The sequence below is a fragment of the Streptomyces sp. Qhu_M48 genome (assembly GCF_051305195.1).
Taxonomy (GTDB): domain Bacteria; phylum Actinomycetota; class Actinomycetes; order Streptomycetales; family Streptomycetaceae; genus Streptomyces.
Genome location: NZ_CP195432.1, coordinates 7656727 through 7676733 on the forward strand (window position 1 = coordinate 7656727; position 20007 = coordinate 7676733).

The 20007-nt window shown below is 70.2% G+C and carries 18 protein-coding genes and 2 tRNA genes; 8 read left to right on the forward strand and 12 right to left on the reverse strand.

All coding sequences use genetic code 11. The annotated features are described in order from the left end of the window. Positions 1–13: 13 nt before the first annotated feature. From ACRRSS_RS34500 to ACRRSS_RS34510, 3 genes are read right to left on the reverse strand one after another with little or no spacing between them, the layout of a single operon-like run. The gene (locus ACRRSS_RS34500; RefSeq protein ID WP_435974906.1) at positions 14–856 is read right to left on the reverse strand and encodes a cytochrome c biogenesis CcdA family protein; all 843 of its coding nucleotides are present in this window, start codon (positions 854–856) and stop codon (positions 14–16) included. Further along, positions 853–1629 (reverse strand): DsbA family protein, encoded by a 777-nt coding sequence (locus tag ACRRSS_RS34505; RefSeq protein WP_435974907.1) that lies wholly within the window; start codon positions 1627–1629, stop codon positions 853–855. Before ACRRSS_RS34505 ends, ACRRSS_RS34500 begins: the two co-directional genes overlap by 4 nt. Positions 1630–1687: 58 nt before the next feature. Continuing rightward, on the reverse strand, positions 1688–2083 hold the full coding sequence (locus tag ACRRSS_RS34510) for a hypothetical protein (RefSeq protein WP_435974908.1): 396 nt from the start codon (positions 2081–2083) through the stop codon (positions 1688–1690). Positions 2084–2207: 124 nt separating this feature from the next. Between ACRRSS_RS34510 and hrpA the strand changes: the two genes are divergently transcribed. From hrpA to ACRRSS_RS34525, 3 genes are all read left to right on the forward strand, one after another. Next, positions 2208–6146, forward strand: coding sequence for an ATP-dependent RNA helicase HrpA (gene hrpA, locus ACRRSS_RS34515; protein ID WP_435974909.1), 3939 nt, complete (start codon positions 2208–2210; stop codon positions 6144–6146). A gap of 85 nt (positions 6147–6231) precedes the next feature. Further along, positions 6232–6305, forward strand: a tRNA-Asp gene (locus tag ACRRSS_RS34520). A 127-nt stretch (positions 6306–6432) separates the two neighbouring features. Beyond that, positions 6433–6777, forward strand: coding sequence for a DUF6274 family protein (locus tag ACRRSS_RS34525; RefSeq protein ID WP_435974910.1), 345 nt, complete (start codon positions 6433–6435; stop codon positions 6775–6777). A 329-nt stretch (positions 6778–7106) separates the two neighbouring features. Here ACRRSS_RS34525 and bldC read toward each other — a convergent pair whose 3' ends face one another. Together bldC and ACRRSS_RS34535 are read right to left on the reverse strand one after the other, a co-directional pair. Continuing rightward, on the reverse strand, positions 7107–7313 hold the full coding sequence (gene bldC, locus ACRRSS_RS34530) for a developmental transcriptional regulator BldC (protein WP_003949541.1): 207 nt from the start codon (positions 7311–7313) through the stop codon (positions 7107–7109). A 581-nt stretch (positions 7314–7894) separates the two neighbouring features. Next, on the reverse strand, positions 7895–8761 hold the full coding sequence (locus tag ACRRSS_RS34535) for a hypothetical protein (protein ID WP_435974911.1): 867 nt from the start codon (positions 8759–8761) through the stop codon (positions 7895–7897). Positions 8762–8916: 155 nt separating this feature from the next. Here ACRRSS_RS34535 and ACRRSS_RS34540 point away from each other — a divergent pair, with 155 nt between their 5' ends. Continuing rightward, on the forward strand, positions 8917–10008 hold the full coding sequence (locus tag ACRRSS_RS34540) for a Leu/Phe/Val dehydrogenase (RefSeq protein WP_435974912.1): 1092 nt from the start codon (positions 8917–8919) through the stop codon (positions 10006–10008). Between the two features lie 345 nt (positions 10009–10353). After that, the gene (locus ACRRSS_RS34545) at positions 10354–10608 is read left to right on the forward strand and encodes a DUF3073 domain-containing protein (protein ID WP_435974913.1); all 255 of its coding nucleotides are present in this window, start codon (positions 10354–10356) and stop codon (positions 10606–10608) included. Between the two features lie 138 nt (positions 10609–10746). Here the strand turns inward: ACRRSS_RS34545 and purM are convergent, their stop codons facing one another. The 4 genes from purM to ACRRSS_RS34565 form a co-directional block, all read right to left on the reverse strand. Then, entirely contained in the window at positions 10747–11811 is a 1065-nt protein-coding gene (purM, locus tag ACRRSS_RS34550; protein WP_435974914.1) for a phosphoribosylformylglycinamidine cyclo-ligase, read from the reverse strand. A gap of 60 nt (positions 11812–11871) precedes the next feature. After that, positions 11872–13398 (reverse strand): amidophosphoribosyltransferase, encoded by a 1527-nt coding sequence (gene purF, locus ACRRSS_RS34555; protein WP_435974915.1) that lies wholly within the window; start codon positions 13396–13398, stop codon positions 11872–11874. Positions 13399–13605: 207 nt separating this feature from the next. Further along, a complete protein-coding gene (locus tag ACRRSS_RS34560; protein WP_435974916.1) occupies positions 13606–14463 on the reverse strand; it encodes an META domain-containing protein in 858 nt (285 codons plus the stop codon). A gap of 51 nt (positions 14464–14514) precedes the next feature. Further along, positions 14515–15303: a sterol carrier family protein gene (locus ACRRSS_RS34565; protein WP_435974917.1), complete on the reverse strand. Its 789-nt coding sequence runs from the start codon at positions 15301–15303 to the stop codon at positions 14515–14517. A 77-nt stretch (positions 15304–15380) separates the two neighbouring features. Here ACRRSS_RS34565 and ACRRSS_RS34570 point away from each other — a divergent pair, with 77 nt between their 5' ends. After that, entirely contained in the window at positions 15381–15785 is a 405-nt protein-coding gene (locus tag ACRRSS_RS34570) for a nuclear transport factor 2 family protein (protein ID WP_435974918.1), read from the forward strand. Between the two features lie 78 nt (positions 15786–15863). Here the strand turns inward: ACRRSS_RS34570 and purL are convergent, their stop codons facing one another. Genes purL through purS form a run of 3 tightly spaced genes read right to left on the reverse strand, consistent with a single transcriptional unit; the run spans position 15864 to position 19035 of the window. Continuing rightward, positions 15864–18113, reverse strand: a complete 2250-nt coding sequence (gene purL / locus ACRRSS_RS34575; protein ID WP_435974919.1) for a phosphoribosylformylglycinamidine synthase subunit PurL — start codon at positions 18111–18113, stop codon at positions 15864–15866. Beyond that, positions 18113–18793 carry a phosphoribosylformylglycinamidine synthase subunit PurQ gene (gene purQ / locus ACRRSS_RS34580; RefSeq protein ID WP_030318250.1) on the reverse strand — a complete coding sequence of 227 codons (681 nt, stop codon included), beginning with the start codon at positions 18791–18793 and terminating at the stop codon, positions 18113–18115. The genes purL and purQ overlap by 1 nt, the downstream gene beginning before the upstream one ends. Next, entirely contained in the window at positions 18790–19035 is a 246-nt protein-coding gene (gene purS, locus ACRRSS_RS34585; protein ID WP_017240564.1) for a phosphoribosylformylglycinamidine synthase subunit PurS, read from the reverse strand. The genes purQ and purS overlap by 4 nt, the downstream gene beginning before the upstream one ends. A gap of 366 nt (positions 19036–19401) precedes the next feature. Between purS and ACRRSS_RS34590 the strand changes: the two genes are divergently transcribed. Beyond that, complete coding sequence (locus ACRRSS_RS34590) at positions 19402–19743, forward strand: histone-like nucleoid-structuring protein Lsr2 (protein WP_351904478.1); 342 nt, start codon at positions 19402–19404, stop codon at positions 19741–19743. Positions 19744–19877: 134 nt separating this feature from the next. Next, positions 19878–19949: transfer RNA gene (locus ACRRSS_RS34595), tRNA-Gly, on the forward strand. The last annotated feature ends 58 nt before the right edge of the window (positions 19950–20007 follow it).

Sequence of the window (20007 nt, forward strand, 5' to 3'; positions counted from 1 at the left end):
CTCCCCCGTACGGTCACACCTCCTCGCGCTCCCGCGCCCGGCTCCCCCGCCCGCCCCGCAGGGCGAGCGGCAGCGCCACCACGGCCACCACCGCGACGAGCAGTGCCCAGTCCGGGACCGCGCGGCCGAGCGACGCCACCCGCTGCTCCACCGCGAACGAGTCGTCCACCGACAGCAGGCCCGGCAGCGCGGTCGTCCCGTCGAAGACCAGGAAGAGCGTGCCGAGGGCCACGAAGAACAGGCCCGAGAGCAGCGAGGTCGAGTGGAGCGTGAGCGGGCCGACCCGGAGCGGGCGCCCGCGCAGCCAGCGCCGCCCGCCCAGGTCGTACCGCTCCCAGAGCAGCGCGAGCACGAACAGCGGGACGGCCATGCCGAGCGCGTACACGGCGAGGAGCAGCCCTCCGTACGCCGGGCTGCCGCTCAGCGCCGCCACCGTCAGGACGCTGCCGAGGATCGGGCCCGCGCAGAATCCCGCGAGGCCGTAGACCAGCCCGAGGGCGTAGACGGAGAGCGCCGACGTCGGCCGGATGCGGCCGCTCGCCTCGGCCATCCGCCGGGAGGCGAAGCCCAGGCCGAGGATCTGGAGGACGCCGAGCCCGATGATCAGCCAGCCGCCGACGGTGACGAGCAGGTCCCGGTGGCCGTAGAAGAGGCGGCCCGCGAAGGACCCGGCCGCGCCGAGCGGGACGAGGGTCGTCGCCAGGCCCGCGTAGAGGATGCCGGTCCTGGCCACCAGCTTCGCGCGCGTGTCGACGGAGTACGCGAAGAAGGCGGGCAGGAGGAGGGCGCTGCACGGGCTGAGCAGGGCGAGCAGACCGCCGAGGAAGGCGGCGAAGTAGCCGATTCCGGAGGTCACGGCGTGCCCGGGGAGGGCTTCGCGGACCCGGTCGCCGCCGGCCCGCCCCCGCTCTCCTTGGCCTTCGCCGCCTTCGCCGCCGCCTCGATCGTCTCCGTGAAGGTCTCCAGGGGCTGCGCGCCCGCGATCGGCCGGCCGTTGACCAGGAAGGACGGGGTGGAGGTGGCGCCGAGGGAGTACCCCTGCTCCTGGTCCGCACGGACCGCCTCACGGGCCGCCGCCCCGTCGGTGTCCTTCGCGAACCGGGCCGCGTCGGGGACGCCCGCCTCCTCGGCGAGGGCGGCGAGCCGCTCCTTCCCGAAGCCCTTCTCCTTGGCGCCCTCGGCGTAGGCGGCCCGGTGGAACTGCCAGAAGCGGCCCTGCTGCCCGGCCGCCCAGGAGGCGCGGGCGACCGCCTCCGACTCCTCTCCGAAGATCGGGAAGTTCCGCCACTCGATGCGCAGGGTGCCGTCGTCCACGTACTTCTTCACCAGGACCGGCTCGGTGTCCCGGGCGAACTTCCCGCAGTAGCCGCACTTGAAGTCGGCGTACTCGATGAGCACGACGGGCGCGTCGGCCCGGCCGAGGGCGAGCTTGTCGGAGGCGTCCCGGCGGGCGTACGCCTCCAGTTCGGCGTAGACGCCGGCGGACGGGTCGGCGGAGACCTCGGCGACGGCCGAGGAGCCCGAGGCGCCGGGAGCGGCGGGCTTGGTGGCGGTGTACGAGACGACGCCGAGCAGGACGGCGGCGGCCGCCACCCCGGAGACGATCACGATCGGCTTGGACCTGGACATGCGGAAGTGCTCCTGAAAGGGCGGGACGGGGAAAGAGGGACGGAGGGCGGCCGTCCCTCTACACCCTCAGGACCGACAGCTCCACGGGAGACGGCGGTACGCGCGCGGGCGGCTCCCGCCCCGGCGACGCGCCCCGACCGCCCGGATCCGTCGCCCGGGCCCCGCACGGTGTCCGGTCGGCGGCGAGCGCGGGCAGCAGCTCAGCGAAGCCGCTCGCTCGGGGCGGTACGACGGGGCCCGCGGCCCCCTCCCCGACGGCATGGGCCGGATCGCAGCCCGGCACGGCCGCGCCCGCGACGGGCGGAGCCGCCGGAGGGGCACCCGGGACCGAGCCGGCCGCCGAGGCCACGGTCGTCGCCGCGGCCGGGCCGCCCGCGGAACCGCACACCAGGAGGCCGAGCACCAGCGCCACGAGCGCGACGAACGCCGCCGGCACGCGGGTGGTGCAGAACATGCGAAACCTCTCCGGTCCGGTCGACGTGCCCGAAATAGTACGCACCCCCGGCTCTCGCCCCCGGAGAGGCCGCTCTTAAATCGGTTCGCCGCTTCTCGGCCGCAGGTGCGATCCTGGACTCCGTATGTCTACTTCCTTCGCCGCCCTCCAGTCCGTCCTGGCCGAGGTCTCGCTGCGGGACTCCCACCGGCTCGGCCGCCGCCTCGAAGGCGCCCGCCGCATCCGCAAGCCCGAGGCCCGCGAGGCCGTCCTGGACGAGATCGCCGTCGAGGCGGCCAAGGCCAAGGAACGCGTCGACGGGCGCGCCTCCCGCGTGCCCGCGGTCACCTATCCCGAACAGCTGCCCGTCTCGCAGAAGAAGGACGAGATCCTGGAGGCGATACGCGACCACCAGGTCGTGATCGTCGCCGGTGAGACGGGCTCCGGAAAGACCACCCAGATCCCGAAGATCTGTCTGGAGCTCGGCCGGGGCGTCCGGGGCATGATCGGGCACACCCAGCCCCGCCGGATCGCCGCCCGCACGGTCGCCGAGCGGGTCGCCGAGGAGCTGCGGACCCCGCTGGGCGAGGCCGTCGGCTGGAAGGTCCGGTTCACCGACCAGGTGAACCCCGACGCGACCTTCGTGAAGCTGATGACGGACGGCATCCTGCTCGCCGAGATCCAGACGGACCGCGAGCTGCGCGCCTACGACACGATCATCATCGACGAGGCCCACGAGCGGTCCCTCAACATCGACTTCCTGCTCGGCTATCTGGCCCAGCTGCTGCCCAAGCGCCCCGACCTCAAGGTCGTCATCACCTCCGCGACGATCGACCCGGAGCGTTTCTCCCGCCACTTCGGCGAGGCCCCGATCGTCGAGGTCTCCGGCCGCACGTACCCGGTCGAGGTCCGCTACCGGCCCCTCCTCGAAGAGGACTCCGAAGAGGCCGACCGGGACCAGATCACCGCGATCTGCGACGCCGTCGACGAACTGCAGTCCGAGGGCCCGGGCGACGTCCTGGTCTTCCTCTCCGGCGAGCGCGAGATCCGGGACACCGCGGACGCGCTCCTCAAGCGGAACCTCCGGAACACCGAGGTCCTCCCCCTCTACGCCCGCCTGAGCCACGCCGAGCAGCACCGCGTGTTCCAGGCCCACTCCGGCCGCCGGATCGTCCTCGCCACGAACGTCGCCGAGACGTCCCTGACCGTCCCCGGCATCAAGTACGTGATCGATCCGGGCACCGCCCGCATCTCGCGCTACTCGCACCGCACCAAGGTGCAGCGGCTGCCGATCGAGGCGGTCAGCCAGGCCAGCGCCAACCAGCGCAAGGGCCGCTGCGGCCGTACGTCCGACGGCATCTGCATCCGGCTCTACTCGGAGGACGACTTCCTGTCGCGTCCGGAGTTCACGGACGCCGAGATCCTCCGTACCAACCTCGCCTCCGTCATCCTCCAGATGACCGCCGCGGGCCTCGGCGACATCGAGAAGTTCCCCTTCATCGACCCGCCGGACCACCGGAACATCCGGGACGGCGTGCAGCTCCTCCAGGAGCTGGGCGCGATCGACCCGAACGAGAAGGACCCGAAGAAGCGGCTGACGCAGCAGGGCCGGAAGCTCGCCCAGCTGCCCGTGGACCCGCGGCTCGCCCGGATGGTCCTGGAGGCCGACAGGAACGGCTGCGTCCGCGAGGTCATGGTGATCGCGGCCGCTCTCTCCATCCAGGACCCGCGCGAGCGGCCGGCGGAGAAGCAGACCCAGGCCGACCAGCAGCACGCCCGGTTCAAGGACGAGACGAGCGACTTCCTCGCCTACCTGAACCTCTGGCGGTACGTCCGCGAGCAGCAGAAGGAGCGCGGCTCGTCCTCGTTCCGCCGGATGTGCAAGCAGGAGTACCTGAACTTCCTGCGCATCCGCGAGTGGCAGGACATCTACGCCCAGCTGCGGACGGTCGCGAAGCAGATGGGGATCCACCTCAACGAGGAGGACGCGCCGGAGCAGTCCGTCCACGTCTCCCTCCTCGCCGGTCTGCTCAGCCACATCGGCATGAAGGACGTGAAGGACGGCGCGAAGAACGACTACCTGGGTGCCCGCGGCGCCAAGTTCGCGCTCTTCCCCGGCTCCGCGCTCTTCAAGAAGCCCCCGCGTTTCGTCATGTCGGCGGAGCTGGTGGAGACCTCTCGCCTCTGGGCCCGGGTCAACGCGCGCGTGGAGCCCGAGTGGATCGAGCCGCTCGCCCAGCACCTGATCAAGAAGACGTACAGCGAACCGCACTGGGAGAAGGACCAGGCGGCCGTGATGGCCTTCGAGAAGGTGACGCTGTACGGCGTCCCGATCATCGCCGACCGCAAGGTGAACTACGGCCGGATCGACCCCGAGGTCTCCCGCGACCTGTTCATCAGGAACGCGCTCGTCGAGGGCGACTGGCGCACCCACCACAAGTTCTTCGCGGACAACCGCAAGCTCCTCACCGAGGTCGAGGAGCTGGAGCACCGGGCGCGCCGCCGGGACATCCTCGTCGACGACGAGACCCTCTTCGACTTCTACGACAAGCGCGTCCCCGAGCACGTCGTGTCCGGAGCCCACTTCGACTCCTGGTGGAAGCACAAGCGCCACGAGGATCCGGAGTTCCTCGACTTCGAGCGCGAGATGCTCATCAACGAGAAGGCCGCCGGGGTCACCAAGGACGACTACCCGGACTCCTGGCGGCAGGGCCCGCTGAAGTTCCGGGTGACGTACCAGTTCGAGCCGGGCGCGGACGCCGACGGCGTGACCGTCCACGTCCCGCTCCAGGTGCTGAACCAGGTGACGGACGAGGGCTTCGAGTGGCAGATCCCGGGTCTGCGCGCGGAGGTCGTCACGGAGCTGATCCGCTCCCTGCCGAAGCCGATCCGCCGCCACTACGTCCCCGCGCCGAACTTCGCGTCCCGCTTCCTGGACGTCGTCGTGCCGGTGCAGGAGCCGCTGGCGGGGGCGCTGGCCCGCGAGCTCCAGCGGATGGTCGGGGTCCCGGTCACGGCCGAGGACTTCGACTGGGCGAAGGTCCCCGAGCACCTCAAGGTGACCTTCCGGATCGTCGACGAGCGGCGCAGGAAGCTCGCCGAGGACAAGGACCTGGAGACGCTGCGGCTGCGGCTGCGCCCCAAGGCCCGTAAGGCCCTCTCCCAGGCCGCCGCGGCGGCCACCGGGGGTCCGGACGGCTCCGGGCCCTCCCTGGAGCGCACGGGGCTCACGGACTGGACGATCGGCACGCTCACGAAGGTCTTCGAGACCAAGCGGGGCGGCCAGCCGGTCAAGGCGTACCCGGCGCTGGTCGACGAGGGCGCGACCGTCGCCGTCCGGCTCTTCGACACGGAGGCCGAGCAGGCCCTGGCGATGTGGCGGGGCACCCGGAAGCTGATCATGCTGAACATCCCGGTGAACCCGGCGAAGTTCGCCTCGGACAAGCTGACCAACCAGCAGAAGCTGGCCCTGTCCTCGAACCCGCACGGTTCGATCCAGGCCCTCTTCGACGACTGCGCGACGGCCGCGGCCGACCGGCTGATCGCCGAGCACGGGGGTCCGGCCTGGGACGAGGAGTCCTTCCGGAAGCTGTTCGACAAGGTCCGCGCGGACCTGGTGGACACGACGGTACGGACGGTGGGCCAGGTCCAGCAGATCCTGGCGGCCTGGCAGGCCTGCCAGCGCCGGCTCAAGTCCACCCACAGCCTGGCCCTGATCAACAACCTGACCGACGTGCGCGAGCAGCTGGCCTGGCTGATGCCGGCGGGCTTCGTCACCCGGACGGGGCTCAAGCGGCTCCCGGACCTGATGCGCTATCTGGTGGCGGTGGACCGGCGGCTCCAGCAGATGCCGACCGGGGTGCAGCGGGACACCACCCGGACGGAGAAGGTCCACGAGATGCTGGACGAGTACGCGTGGCTGCTCGAACAGCTCCCGAAGGGCCGCCCGGTGCCGTCCGAGGTCACCGACATCCGCTGGATGATCGAGGAGCTGCGGGTGAGCTACTTCGCGCACGCGCTGGGCACGGCCTACCCGATCTCGGACAAGCGGATCGTGAAGGCGATCGACGCGGCGGCACCCTGACCGGCCTGACCGGTGGTGAGTTCGACCGGACCGCTGACCTGCTGTACAGTCTTGTCTGCAGCCACTCACGAGGGGCCGCGAACAAGGACCTGTGGAGCAGTTGGTTAGCTCGCCACCCTGTCAAGGTGGAGGTCGCGGGTTCAAGTCCCGTCAGGTTCGCTTTACCGAAAGGCCCGCATCACACGATGCGGGCCTTTCGTTGTGTTCCCGTGTCTTGACGGGGCCACGCGCCCACCGGTACCCCGGACATCAGGGAATCGGGGGCCCACACCGGAGGTGGTCGCGCATGGCCGCGGCGTCCGCAGCACGACACGACACACGAGCACTGCTGCGCGCCCATCTGGCGGCCGCGTCCCGCTACGGACACCTCACGCGCCACTGCGTGGTCTGCCACCGCCTCCTGCGGCTCGCCATGGAGCTTCCCGAGCTCCCCGAGCTCCCCGAGCTCCCCGAACCTCCGGAGCCCCTAGAGCCCCTAGAGGCGGGGGAGACGCGGGAGGCGCCCCCCGAGACACCCTCCGAGACTCCCTCCGAGACGTCACCGGGGACTCCCTCCGGGGCTTCCGAGAGGCTCCAGGGGCCGGCCGGGCCCGTGGGGGCCACTGAGGACGAAAGTCCTACCGACCCATGACCAACGGCGGGTTGGGAGCGTTCCCCGCAGTGGCAGGCTGTTCTTTGGCAAGACTTCACGGGTGTGACGGGAGTCACTGAAGCAGTTTCAGAAACCGCTTCACTTACACCCTCCCTACACCGGTCCGATTTAATATGTGCAATTGCACCGGCCTGCGCCGAGTGGCGCCGGACACAAAAGAAGATCGCGCCAGACCCGGCGGAGTCCAGCGCGATCGTTGACGTAGGCCTGTTGGGGCAGGATTCCGTCGGCAGAGCTAGGGGTGGGCCACCGGATTGGGGGATCCGGACAGGCCCGGTGTTACGGGGTACTGCGGGGTGTGCGCGACCTCAGGCCTCGCTGCGCTGCTGCGGAATACCCGCCAGCAGCGCGCGAACCTCGGCCTCGCGGTAGCGGCGGTGTCCACCCAGGGTGCGGATGGACGTGAGCTTCCCGGCCTTCGCCCAACGGGTCACCGTCTTCGGGTCCACGCGGAACATCGTGGCAACCTCGGCAGGGGTCAGCAGCGGCTCGGCATCAGGGGTGCGAGCGGTCATGAGCGGCCTCCTCGGGAGAACCGAACCTTCTCGGTTCTTTCCTCTAAATTCTGCACCTTGACCCGCGTTGCCCGAAATGGCAGAAGCGGGCCGAGTCGGTTATAGGACGAACGGCTTGTCCTCGGCACTACAACTACACCATCCGTCCAGCCACGTCGGCCAAACCGATGGAATTGCCCTCGCAGGTGTTCATCAGCGGCGGAAGTCGATGGACCATGCCATAACGGACAGTCACGCGCCTGTGACGATCAGTCACAGAGCGATCAGGAGTCCTCAGACCCCCCATAGAGTGCAATGCTGAGCGTTCCGCCCATAGATGGACGGAAGGAACCCTCCCCGGACTCCTTGTCCTATTTTGGCACGAGGGTGGGTGATCGACGCAAGGGTGCGGTAAGTGCTGTCCGTCACGCTTGAGCCAAAGGCCCGGATCGGGACCAACGTCCCCGCCCGGCAGGTGCCGAAAGACCCGGACCCCGCGAAGACCGAAATCCGGGCAGCGGGATCCGGACAGCCCTGAAGATCATTTACACCGGCCGGACATGTCTTGTCGATACCGACCTGACGAAGATGCCCGACTGATGTCAATTCGCGAAGCGCAGGTCCCTGACGATCCGCCAGCGTTCCGCCAGCCGCCCGTACGCCTCGCTCGCCCCCTCGCCGTCCCCCGCGCGCAGCGCCGCGATCCCCTCCGCCAACTGCGCCGCCGACCGGTCCTCGGCCAGCCACTCCTCCGTGACCGCGTGCACCAGGCCCCCGAAGTCCAGCTCCACCAGCGCCCGCGGATGGAACTCCTCCAGCCAGCGCCCCACCTCGATCAGGCCCTCCGTCATCGGACCTTCGTCGATCGACTTCCGCAGGGCCCGCAGCGCCCGCGCGAGACGCCGGCGCGCCTGCGCCATCGTCGTCCGGTAGCGCAGCACCGGCGCCCGGCCCGGCTCCGTGCCCCCCGCCCCGACCGGCCCCCCCGGCTCGTACTGCCGGTCCTCGTCCCCGAAGAGCGCGAACCAGCGCAGCGGCACCTGCCAGACCGCCGTGCGGATCCACGGCCGTGCGTCCGGGTTCCTGCTCAGCCACCGCTCGTAGTCGCCCGCCACCTGGAGGCGTACGACCGGCGGCAGCATCGCGTCGAGCACGGGACCGGGGAACTGGCCGTCCAGCTCCTGGAGCGCCAGCCACCCGCGCAGCCGCGTCCGCCACGGACAGATCACCACCACCCCGTCCAGGTGGGCGACGAAGGCCTCCCCGCTCTCGTGGACCGGGACCGGCACCGGCGGCGTCGGCAGCAGGTCCGCGAGGGAGCGCCGCAGCTCCTCCTGCGCCCCCGGGGTGTGCGGCCGGCGCGCGTACCGGGCCCAGTGGGTCCGCTCCGGCTCGGGGAACGCGGCCAGCGGCTCGTACACCCGCAGATAGGACGCGTAGGGGATGAGGACCGAGGAGGCGACCGACATGTCGCGAATCCTTCCACGGAGGTACTCCGGGAGGGGGTGATCCTGAGCACTGCGGCCGATCTACGCCCAGGTAGGACTTACCCTCTTGCCGAACTGGTCCTCCCCCACCCACAGGGAGGGCCGAAACCGCCGCTTCGTACTTGGGAGTCACCACCGTGACCGATGTGACCGGCGTTCCTGCTGACGTACTGCGCACCCTGTTCCACTCGGAGCAGGGTGGCCACGAGCAAGTCGTGCTCTGCCAGGACCGCGCCACCGGCCTCAAGGCCGTCATCGCCCTCCACTCCACCGCCCTGGGCCCCGCCCTCGGCGGCACCCGCTTCTACCCGTACGCCAGTGAGGCCGAGGCGATCGCCGACGCGCTCAACCTGGCCCGCGGCATGTCGTACAAGAACGCCATGGCCGGTCTCGACCACGGCGGCGGCAAGGCCGTCATCATCGGCGACCCGGAGAAGATCAAGTCGGAGGAGCTCCTCCTCGCCTACGGGCGCTTCGTGGCCTCCCTCGGCGGCCGGTACGTCACGGCCTGCGACGTCGGCACCTACGTCGCCGACATGGACGTCGTCGCCCGCGAGAACACCTGGACCACCGGCCGCTCCCCCGAGAACGGCGGCGCCGGCGACTCCTCCGTCCTCACCGCCTTCGGCGTCTTCCAGGGCATGCGCGCCTCCGCGCAGACCCTCTGGGGCGACCCGACCCTGCGCGGCCGCAAGGTCGGCGTCGCGGGCGTCGGCAAGGTCGGCCACTACCTCGTCGAGCACCTCCTGGAGGACGGCGCCGAGGTCGTGATCACCGATGTGCGCGAGGAGTCGTTGCGCCGGATCACGGACAAGCACCCGCAGGTCACCGTCGTCGCCGACACCGAGGCGCTGATCCGTGTCGAGGGCCTCGACATCTACGCGCCCTGCGCGCTGGGCGGCGCCCTGAACGAGGAGACCGTGCCGTTCATCACCGCGAGCATCGTCTGCGGCGCGGCCAACAACCAGCTCGCCCACCCGGGCATCGAGAAGGACCTCGTGGAGCGCGGGATCCTCTACGCGCCCGACTACGTCGTCAACGCCGGTGGCGTGATCCAGGTCGCGGACGAGCTGCACGGCTTCGACTTCGACCGCTGCAAGGCGAAGGCCACGAAGATCTTCGACACCACCCTCGAAATCTTCGCACGTGCGAAGGCGGACGGGATCCCGCCGGCCGCGGCCTCCGACCGGATCGCCGAGCAGCGCATGGCGGACGCGCGACGCGCCTGAGTGCGTGGTGTGGCCCGTGTGGCGCCCAGGCGGGCCACACACGGGCCGCACACGGGCCATACGCGGGCCTCGAACGGGGCCGGACCGTCGCCGGGGAGACTTCTCTCACGCCCCTCGGCGGGTCGGCCCCCGAGAAGAGGTTAAAATCGCGATTGACCAGCGAGGAAAGGGCACCTCGAAGGTTCTGTACCGGGGTATGTGATGCGTGCGGCGTACCGTAGACCCGCGGAAACAGGTACCGTTGAAGCCCTACGGACCGGTCTCTCTGTCGAGAGTCCGTTCCGAATCATGAACGCGTGTCAAGACTCTGGGGCCATCGAGCCCCGTCACCGAGGGGGTCGAGCCATGGGGCGCGGCCGGGCAAAGGCCAAGCAGACCAAGGTCGCCCGCCAGCTGAAGTACAGCAGCGGCGGGACGGACCTGACGCGTCTGGCCAATGAGCTGGGCGCTTCGACTTCGAACCAGCCGCCGAATGGCGAGCCGTTCGAGGACGACGACGAGGAAGACGACCCGTACGCCCAGTACGCGGATCTCTATAACGAGGACGACGAGGACGAGGACGACGAGTCCGGTCCTGGTTCGTCCCAGCGTCGCGCTTGACCTTCTGAATCACCGAAACCCGGTCCGGGACCACCCGGCCGGGTTTCTGTGCTGTCCGCGTACGGGCGGGCCCGGAGCCCGCTGAACGCGTACGGGGCGCCCCCTCAGGGACGCCCCGTACGCCTACAGCCCGTCCTACTACGCGTACTCCCCGACCAGCTCCGCGCCCGTGGTGTGGGCGCCGCGCTCGGTGATCTCGCCCGCGACCCAGGCCTCGACGCCCCGGTCCTCCAGCGTCGCCAGGGCCGCGTCCACGGAGTCGGCCGGCACGACGGCCATCATGCCGACACCCATGTTCAGGGTCTTCTCCAGCTCCAGGCGCTCCACCTGACCGGCCCTGCCGACCAGGTCGAAGATCGCGCCCGGCGCCCAGGTCGAACGGTCGACCGTGGCGTGCAGGCCGTCCGGGATCACCCGGGCCAGGTTGGCCGCGAGGCCGCCGCCCGTGATGTGGCTGAACGCGTGGACGTCCGTGGTCCGGGTGAGGGCCAGGCAGTCGAGGGAGTAGATCCTCGTGGGCTCCAGGAGCTCCTCGCCGAGCGTCCGGCCGAGCTCCTCGACCCGCTGGTCGAGGGTCATGCCGGCGCGGTCGAAGACCACGTGCCGGACGAGCGAGTACCCGTTGGAGTGAAGACCCGAGGAGGCCATGGCGATGACCGCGTCCCCCGTACGGATGCGATCGGCGCCGAGGAGCCGGTCGTACTCCACGACACCCGTGCCCGCGCCGGCCACGTCGAAGTCGTCCGGGCCGAGGAGACCCGGGTGCTCCGCCGTCTCGCCGCCGACCAGGGCGCAGCCGGCCAGGACGCAGCCCTCGGCGATGCCCTTGACGATGGCGGCGACCCGCTCCGGGTGGACCTTGCCCACGCAGATGTAGTCGGTCATGAAGAGCGGCTCGGCGCCGCAGACGACGATGTCGTCCATGACCATCGCGACCAGGTCGTGGCCGATGGTGTCGTACACGCCCATCTGGCGGGCGATGTCGACCTTCGTCCCGACACCGTCGGTGGCGGAGGCGAGCAGCGGACGCTCGTAGCGCTTGAGGGCGGAGGCGTCGAAGAGGCCGGCGAAGCCCCCGAGGCCACCGAGGACCTCAGGGCGCTGCGTCTTCCTCACCCACTCCTTCATGAGCTCGACGGCGCGGTCACCCGCCTCGATGTCGACGCCCGCGGACGCGTAGCTGGCACCAGTGGTCTCAGACATGGGTTGAGAACTTTCGTGTCGTACTGCGGGTGTGCAGCGGGGTCTTACGGGCGGCAGGACTCACGGACGACGGAGCGCGTCGGAGGCGGCGGTGGCCGCGGGACCCGCGGCCAGCTCGTTCTCCAGGAGCTGCTTGCCGAGCAGCTCGGGGTCCGGCAGCTCCATCGGGTACTCGCCGTCGAAGCAGGCACGGCAGAGGTTCGGCTTCTGGATCGTGGTCGCCTCGATCATCCCGTCGAGGGAGATGTACGAGAGCGAGTCCGCGCCCAGCGACTTGCCGATCTCCTCGATCGACATGCCGTTGGCGATCAGCTCCGCGCGGGTGGCGAAGTCGATGCCGAAGAAGCAGGGCCACTTCACCGGCGGGGAGGAGATCCGGATGTGGATCTCGGCCGCGCCGGCCTCGCGGAGCATCTTGACCAGGGCGCGCTGGGTGTTTCCGCGGACGATCGAGTCGTCGACGACCACCAGGCGCTTGCCCTTGATGACGTCCTTGAGGGGGTTCAGCTTCAGCCGGATGCCGAGCTGGCGGATGGTCTGGGAGGGCTGGATGAAGGTGCGCCCGACGTAGGCGTTCTTCACCAGACCCGCGCCGAAGGGGATGCCCGAGGCCTCGGCGTAGCCGATCGCGGCCGGGGTGCCGGACTCCGGCGTCGCTATGACCAGGTCGGCCTCGACGGGCGCCTCCTTCGCGAGGCGGCGGCCCATCTCCACGCGGGAGAGGTACACGTTCCGGCCGGCGATGTCGGTGTCCGGGCGGGCCAGGTACACGTACTCGAAGACGCAGCCCTTGGGCTTCGCTTCCGCGAATCGCGAGGTGCGGATGCCGTTCTCGTCGATCGCGATCATCTCGCCCGGCTCGACCTCGCGGACGAAACTGGCACCGCAGATGTCGAGAGCGGCGGACTCGGAGGCGACCACCCAGCCACGCTCCAGGCGGCCGAGGACCAGCGGGCGGATGCCCTGCGGGTCACGGGCCGCGTAGAGCGTGTGCTCGTCCATGAAGACGAGGGAGAAGGCGCCCCGGACGTCGGGGAGGACCTTCGCGGCGGCCTGCTCGATGGTGAGCGGCTCACCGTCCTCGCCCACCTGGCCCGCGAGGAGCGCGGTGACCAGGTCGGTGTCGTTGGTAGCGGCCACCCGGGTCGAGCGGCCTTCCTTCTTGGGCAGGTCCGCGACCATCTCGGCGAGCTGCGCCGTGTTCACCAGGTTGCCGTTGTGGCCGAGCGCGATCGAGCCGCGGGCGGTCGCCCGGAACGTCGGCTGCGCGTTCTCCCACACGGAGGCCCCGGTGGTCGAGTAGCGGGCGTGACCGACCGCGATATGACCTTGGAGGGAACCGAGAGAGGTCTCGTCGAAGACCTGGGAGACAAGCCCCATGTCCTTGAAGACGAGGATCTGGGAGCCGTTGCTGACCGCGATACCCGCGGATTCCTGGCCCCGATGCTGGAGGGCGTAGAGCCCGAAGTACGTGAGCTTTGCGACCTCTTCACCCGGAGCCCAGACACCGAAGACGCCACAAGCGTCCTGGGGGCCCTTCTCACCGGGAAGCAGGTCGTGATTGAGTCGACCGTCACCACGTGGCACGTTTCCGAGTGTAGACGGGCTCGACCACTGGTCCGAATTGGGGAAATGCGGGGTCGCCCCTCTCGTGCGATCGCACGAAATGATCATCTCCGGCTTGGAGGGGGCTACAAAGCAGGCGCGGTAAGGGATTCCGCCCCCGAGGCCCTCCCGAGCGGACGCTCGTACCAGGCGGGGTGACTCCCCGCGATGTGACGGAGTGCACCCCGATCACGGCCGCGCGGACGGCTTCACGGCCTTCTCGGCCTCCGCCGCCCGCGCCGTGAACCCCTCGCCCGAGGCGTTCGTGAGGGTCAGTGTCCGGTGGTCGATCCGGTAGGTGAGCGGGCCGTCGAGGAGCTCGTACAGCTGCGTCTCCAACTGCATCTGCGGGGTCGTGCACATCATGCGGGTGGTGGCGGCCGGGCCCTCGACCTTCAGGGTCGTCCCCTCGACCCGGGCGGTCGCGGAGAAGTTGTTGCAGCCGAGGTTGCCGGTGACCCGGCCGTCCGCGCCGAGGACGAGCCGCGCCTTGCCTCCGGTGCCGGGCTGCAGGGAGGACGCCGTCTCCCCGGAGACCAGTCCGTCGATCTTCCAGGTGGTGCCCCGGAGCGGCAGGTCCTTCTCGGCGGCCAGTTCCACGGCGCTCCGGCCGTCCGCCGAGGTCAGGGTGAGGGACTCGCCCTTCAGCCTCCCCGTGAGCGGACCGGTGAACGCCTTGACCAACTCGGCCTCGAAGCTCCCCCGGGCCCCCGTACAGCCGATCTGGGTGATCTCCTGCGGGGACACCGTGAGGGTCTCCCCCCGCACGGCGACGGTCGCGCCGAAGGTGTTGCAGCCGGTGTTGCCCCGGGCCCGGCCGTCCTTCCCGAACTCGACACGGGCGCCGTCCGGGGCGGCGGACCTGCGCCCGTCGACCGTCACGGCGCCGATCGTCCACTGGGTCCCGGCGACGGGCAGCTCCGGGGAGACGGTGTCGGATCCGGAACCCGGACCGGAGGCGGAGCCCGTCCCTCCCTCCGTGCCGCAGGCGGCGAGGAGGAGGACCAGGGCGGCGGATGCGAGGATGCGCTGCGTCTGCGTCTGCATGCGAATGGGACGGACGCCGCCGCGCGCCGGTTCCGCGGCGGCCCGCGCGGCTCACCCCATCAGGGGCAGAAGGTCCTTCAGGTCCGCGCGCTCGCCGCTCGCGCCGACCCGCGCCCCGTCCAGCTCCGTCGACCACTCCGCCCGCCCGGTCGCCAGCCTGATCCAGGTCAGCGGGTCCGTCTCGACCACGTTGGGCGGGGTGCCCCGGGTGTGCCGGGGGCCCTCCACGCACTGCACCACCGCGTACGGCGGAATCCGCACCTCGACCGCCCCGCCCGGCGCCCGCACCGCGAGCACGTCGGCCAGCAGCCGGGTGCAGGCGGCGACGGCCTGCCGGTCGTACGGGATTGCGGCGCCGGTCGCCGCGTTCAGGTCGTCGGTGTGGACGACGAGTTCGACGGTCCGGGTGACGAGGAAGTCGGCGAGGGTCATCGTCCCGAAGGTCAGCGGCAGGAGCCGCGCGTCGGAAGCCGCCTCCAGCGCCCGGTCGGCCTCGTCCGCCACGCGCGCGTACAGCCCCGGCAGGTCGGAGGCGTCGATGCCGCGGGTGAACGCGTCGATCCGCTCGGCGGCTCCCGCCGTCACGGACGGCCAGTCGAGCAGGGCGAGCCGGTCCTGCCCCCGCTCCGGCTCCGCGAGGAGCCGCGGCACCGAGTCGACCATCCACGCGAGGTGCGCCGCCAGGTCCCGTACCGTCCACTCCCCCAGCCGGGTCGGCCCGGCCAACTGCTCGGGCGTGAGCGCCTCCACCCCCTCCCGCACGTGCCGGAACTGGGCCAGGACGGCGGCCCTCGTCTTGGCGGAGTCGTAGCTGCGGGTGCGCTTCTTGGCCGGTGGCATGGGGGCGAGGGTAGTCGGAGACTGGAGGAGGAGGGCTGCCAGCACACACCTACCCGTACGAGAGGGGTCGGACCGTCATGGCCGAACACCCTGACATCGCACTGGTCCGCCGGGGCTTCGAAGCGTGGACCAGGGGGGACATGGACACCGTCGGCACCCTGATGACGGCGGACTGTACGCACCACTCGCCCGGCGAGAGCCAGATCTCCGGGCACTACAAGGGCAAGGACAACGTCCTCGCCATGTACAGGAAGATGTTCGAGCTCACCGGCGGCAGGATGCGGGTCGAGATGGACGCCGTCTCCGTCGACGGCCGCGGCCACGCCGTGGCCGCCAACACCTTCTACGCCGAACGCGGCGACCGGGGCATCGAGATGAAGGGCGCGCTCGTCTTCACCATCGTCGGAGGCAAGATCACCGACATCGACGAGTGCGTCGCGGACATCGAGCAGTCCGACGCCTTCTGGGGCCCGGCCGAGTAACCGGGACCGACGAGAAGGCCCCCGCCCCGACCCGAGGGTCCGGACGGGGGCCTCCCCCTTACCGCCAAGGGCTCCGCGTCAGGCCAGCAGGCCCGGGATCGTCGCCTCGTGCGCCGCACGCAGCTCCGTCAGGGAGAGCGCAAACTCGCCCTGCACGTCCACGGCGTCACCGTCGACCACACCGATCCGGGTCGCCGGCAGACCCCGCGCACCGCACATGTCGGTGAAGCGGAGTTCCTCGCTGCGCGGGACGGCCACGACCGCTCGGCCGGCCGACTCGCTGAAGAGGAACGTGAACGCGTCCAGGTCCTCCGGGACGACCAGACGCGCGCCGTGCCCGCCGCGCAGGCAGGACTCGACGACCGCCTGGACGAGACCGCCGTCGGACAGGTCGTGCGCCGCGTCGATCATGCCGTCGCGGGAGGCCGAGATCAGGATCTCGCCGAGCAGCTTCTCCCGGTCGAGGTCCACGGCCGGCGGCAGACCACCGAGGTGCTGGTGGACGACCTCGGACCAGGCCGAGCCGCCGAACTCCTCACGCGTGTCGCCGAGCAGGTAGAGGAGCTGGCCCTCTTCCGCGAAGGCGATCGGCGTACGGCGGTTCACGTCGTCGATCACACCGAGGACCGCGACGACGGGCGTCGGGTGGATCGCCACGTCACCGGTCTGGTTGTAGAGGGAGACGTTGCCGCCGGTCACCGGGGTGCCCAGCTGGAGGCAGCCGTCCGCGAGACCACGGGTGGCCTCCGCGAACTGCCACATCACGGCCGGGTCCTCGGGCGAACCGAAGTTCAGGCAGTCCGAGATGGCCAGCGGCTTGGCACCGGAGGCGGCGACGTTGCGGTACGCCTCCGCCAGGGCGAGCTGCGCACCCGTGTACGGGTCGAGCTTCGTGTACCGGCCGTTGCCGTCGGTCGCCATGGCCACGCCGAGGTTGGTCTCCTCGTCGATCCGGACCATGCCCGCGTCCTCGGGCTGCGCCAGGACCGTGTTGCCCTGCACGAACCGGTCGTACTGGTCCGTGATCCACGCCTTGGAGGCCTGGTTCGGGGAGGACACCAGCTTCAGGACCTGGTCCTTCAGCTCGGCGCCGTCCTGCGGCCGGGGCAGCTTGCCGGCGTCGTCGGCCTGGAGCGCGTCCTGCCACTCCGGGCGCGCGAACGGCCGGTGGTAGGTCGGGCCCTCGTGGGCGACGGAGCGCGGCGGCACGTCGACGATCTGCTCGCCGTGCCAGAAGATCTCCAGGCGCTCGCCCTCGGTCACCTCACCGATGACGGTGGCGATGACGTCCCACTTCTCGCAGATCTCCAGGAAACGATCGACGTGCACGGGCTCGACGATCGCGCACATGCGCTCCTGCGACTCGCTCATGAGGATCTCCTCGGGCGAGAGGGTCGCGTCGCGCAGGTGGACCCGGTCGAGCTCGACGCGCATGCCGCCGGAACCGGCGGAGGCCAGCTCGGACGTGGCGCAGGAGAGCCCGGCGCCGCCGAGGTCCTGGATGCCCGCGACCAGCTTCTCCTTGAAGATCTCCAGGGTGCACTCGATGAGGAGCTTCTCCTGGAAGGGGTCGCCGACCTGGACGGCGGGGCGCTTGGTGGGCTTGGTGTCGTCGAAGGTCTCGGACGCGAGGACCGAGACGCCGCCGATGCCGTCGCCGCCCGTGCGGGCGCCGTACAGGATCACCTTGTTGCCCGGGCCCGAGGCCTTGGCGAGGTGGATGTCCTCGTGCTTCATGACGCCGATGCAGCCCGCGTTGACCAGCGGGTTGCCCTGGTAGCACTCGTCGAAGACGACCTCGCCGCCGATGTTCGGCAGGCCGAGGCAGTTGCCGTAGCCGCCGATGCCGGCGACGACACCGGGCAGCACGCGCTTGGTGTCGGGGTGGTCGGCCGCGCCGAAGCGCAGCGGGTCGACGACCGCGACCGGACGGGCACCCATGGCGAGGATGTCGCGGACGATGCCGCCGACTCCGGTGGCCGCGCCCTGGTAGGGCTCGATGTACGAGGGGTGGTTGTGCGACTCGACCTTGAAGGTGACCGCGTACCCCTGGCCGACGTCGACGACGCCCGCGTTCTCACCGATGCCGACGAGCATGGCGTCGTTCTCGGGGGTCTTCTCGCCGAACTGCTTCAGGTGGACCTTGCTGCTCTTGTAGGAGCAGTGCTCGGACCACATGACGGAGTACATGGCGAGCTCGGCGCCGGTGGGCCGGCGGTCGAGGATCTCGCGGATGCGCTCGTACTCGTCCTTCTTGAGGCCGAGTTCCTGCCAGGGCTGCTCGACGTCGGGCGTCCCGGTGGCGTGCTTGACGGTGTCGAGGCTCATCAGGCGTTGACCAGCTTCTTGAGGATCGAGGTGAAGAAACCGAGGCCGTCCGTCTTCCCGGTGCCGACGAGCGGCTCGACGGCGTGCTCGGGGTGCGGCATGAGGCCGACCACGTTGCCCGCGGCGTTGGTGATGCCCGCGATGTCACGCAGCGAGCCGTTGGGGTTGACGTCGAGGTAGCGGAAGGCGACCCGCCCCTCGGCCTCCAGCTCGTCGAGCACCCGCTCGTCGGCGACGTACCGGCCGTCCATGTTCTTGAGCGGAACCTCGATCTCCTGGCCCTCGGTGTAGTCCGAGGTCCAGGCGGTCTCCGCGTTCTCCACCCGCAGCTTCTGGTCGCGGCAGATGAAGTGGAGGTGGTTGTTGCGCAGCATCGCGCCCGGCAGCAGATGGGCCTCGGTGAGGATCTGGAAGCCGTTGCAGATACCGAGGACGGGCATGCCCGCCTTCGCCTGCTCGATGATCGTCTCCATCACCGGCGAGAAGCGGGAGATGGCGCCGGCCCGCAGGTAGTCGCCGTAGGAGAAACCGCCGGCCAGGACCACGGCGTCGACCTGCTTGAGGTCCTTGTCGCGGTGCCAGAGCGAGACGGGCTCGGCGCCCGCCAGGCGGGCGGCACGCAACGCGTCCTGGTCGTCGAGCGTTCCGGGGAACGTGACGACGCCGATGCGTGCGGTCACGACTCCACCTTCACGATGAAGTCTTCGATCACGGTGTTTGCAAGGAAGGTCTCGGCCATCTCGTGGATGCGGGCGAGGGCGGCGTCATCGACCGGCCCCTCCACCTCCAGCTCGAAACGCTTCCCCTGACGGACGTCGGCGATTCCGGCGAATCCCAGGCGGGGCAGTGCACGCTGCACCGCCTGCCCCTGAGGGTCGAGGATCTCCGGCTTGAGCATGACGTCGACTACGACGCGTGCCACTGGCACTCCCGGTGGTGTGTTGCGTGGGCGGTTCCCTCAGCGTACCTGTCTCCAAATTCTACGCGGGTAGAGATCTGAAGGATCCTCCAAAAGTCAGGCCCCGGCCCCGCCCCGCCGACGAACAGCGACCCCGCCCCCGCGCGAGCACGTCCACGCAAAATTCCAGTGAAATATCGCAGACCTCATTGCCCCGGGACACGCTGAAACAATTGCCAGGGCTTCACAATGCGACGCCTACCGCTGTACAAAGGAATCCAGAAGAAAGCAGCATTGACCCGGCACAGCCGTTCGGTCGACATCACCGCACGTCAGAGGCGCCACAAGCGCCCCCTCCGCGGCGTCGACCGCAGGAAAGGACCGATATCCGTGGCTCAGCGTGTGGTGGTCACTCTCTCCGACGACATGGACGGCGGAGAAGCGGCTGAAACGGTCGCGTTCGGCCTCGACGGGAAGATGTACGAGATCGACCTGAATGCTGCCAATGCAAAGAAACTCCGCAAGGCTCTCGCCCCCTACCTCGCCGCCGGGCGCAAGCAGTCCGGCAGAGCCGCGGCCGGCCGGAGCCCCTCGGTGGAGACGTACACCCACACCTCCCTCGCCCCCGATCCGGCGGCGGTCCGCGCCTGGGCGCAGTCCAACAAGATGGAGGTGCCCGCCCGCGGCCGCATCCCGAAGCGGGTCTACGAGGCCTTCCGCGCCGCGAGTTGACGCCTGCCGGGGCGGGTCCCGGCCGGCCCGGACGGAGCCGGCGCCGCGTCGATTTGCATTGCACCCCCCATGATCCGCTAAAGTCTGGAACACGCCGAGGGGCGAGGCCGACAAGGTCCCACCTCACGCAGCGTGCGGGTGTAGTTCAGTAGTAGAACATCCCCCTTCCAGGGGGAAGGCGCAGTGTGCAATTCCTGTCACCCGCTCTGCATCGCATGACCGAAGCACTCCGGTGCATCGGGTAGAGTGGTGCTCGCACCGCCC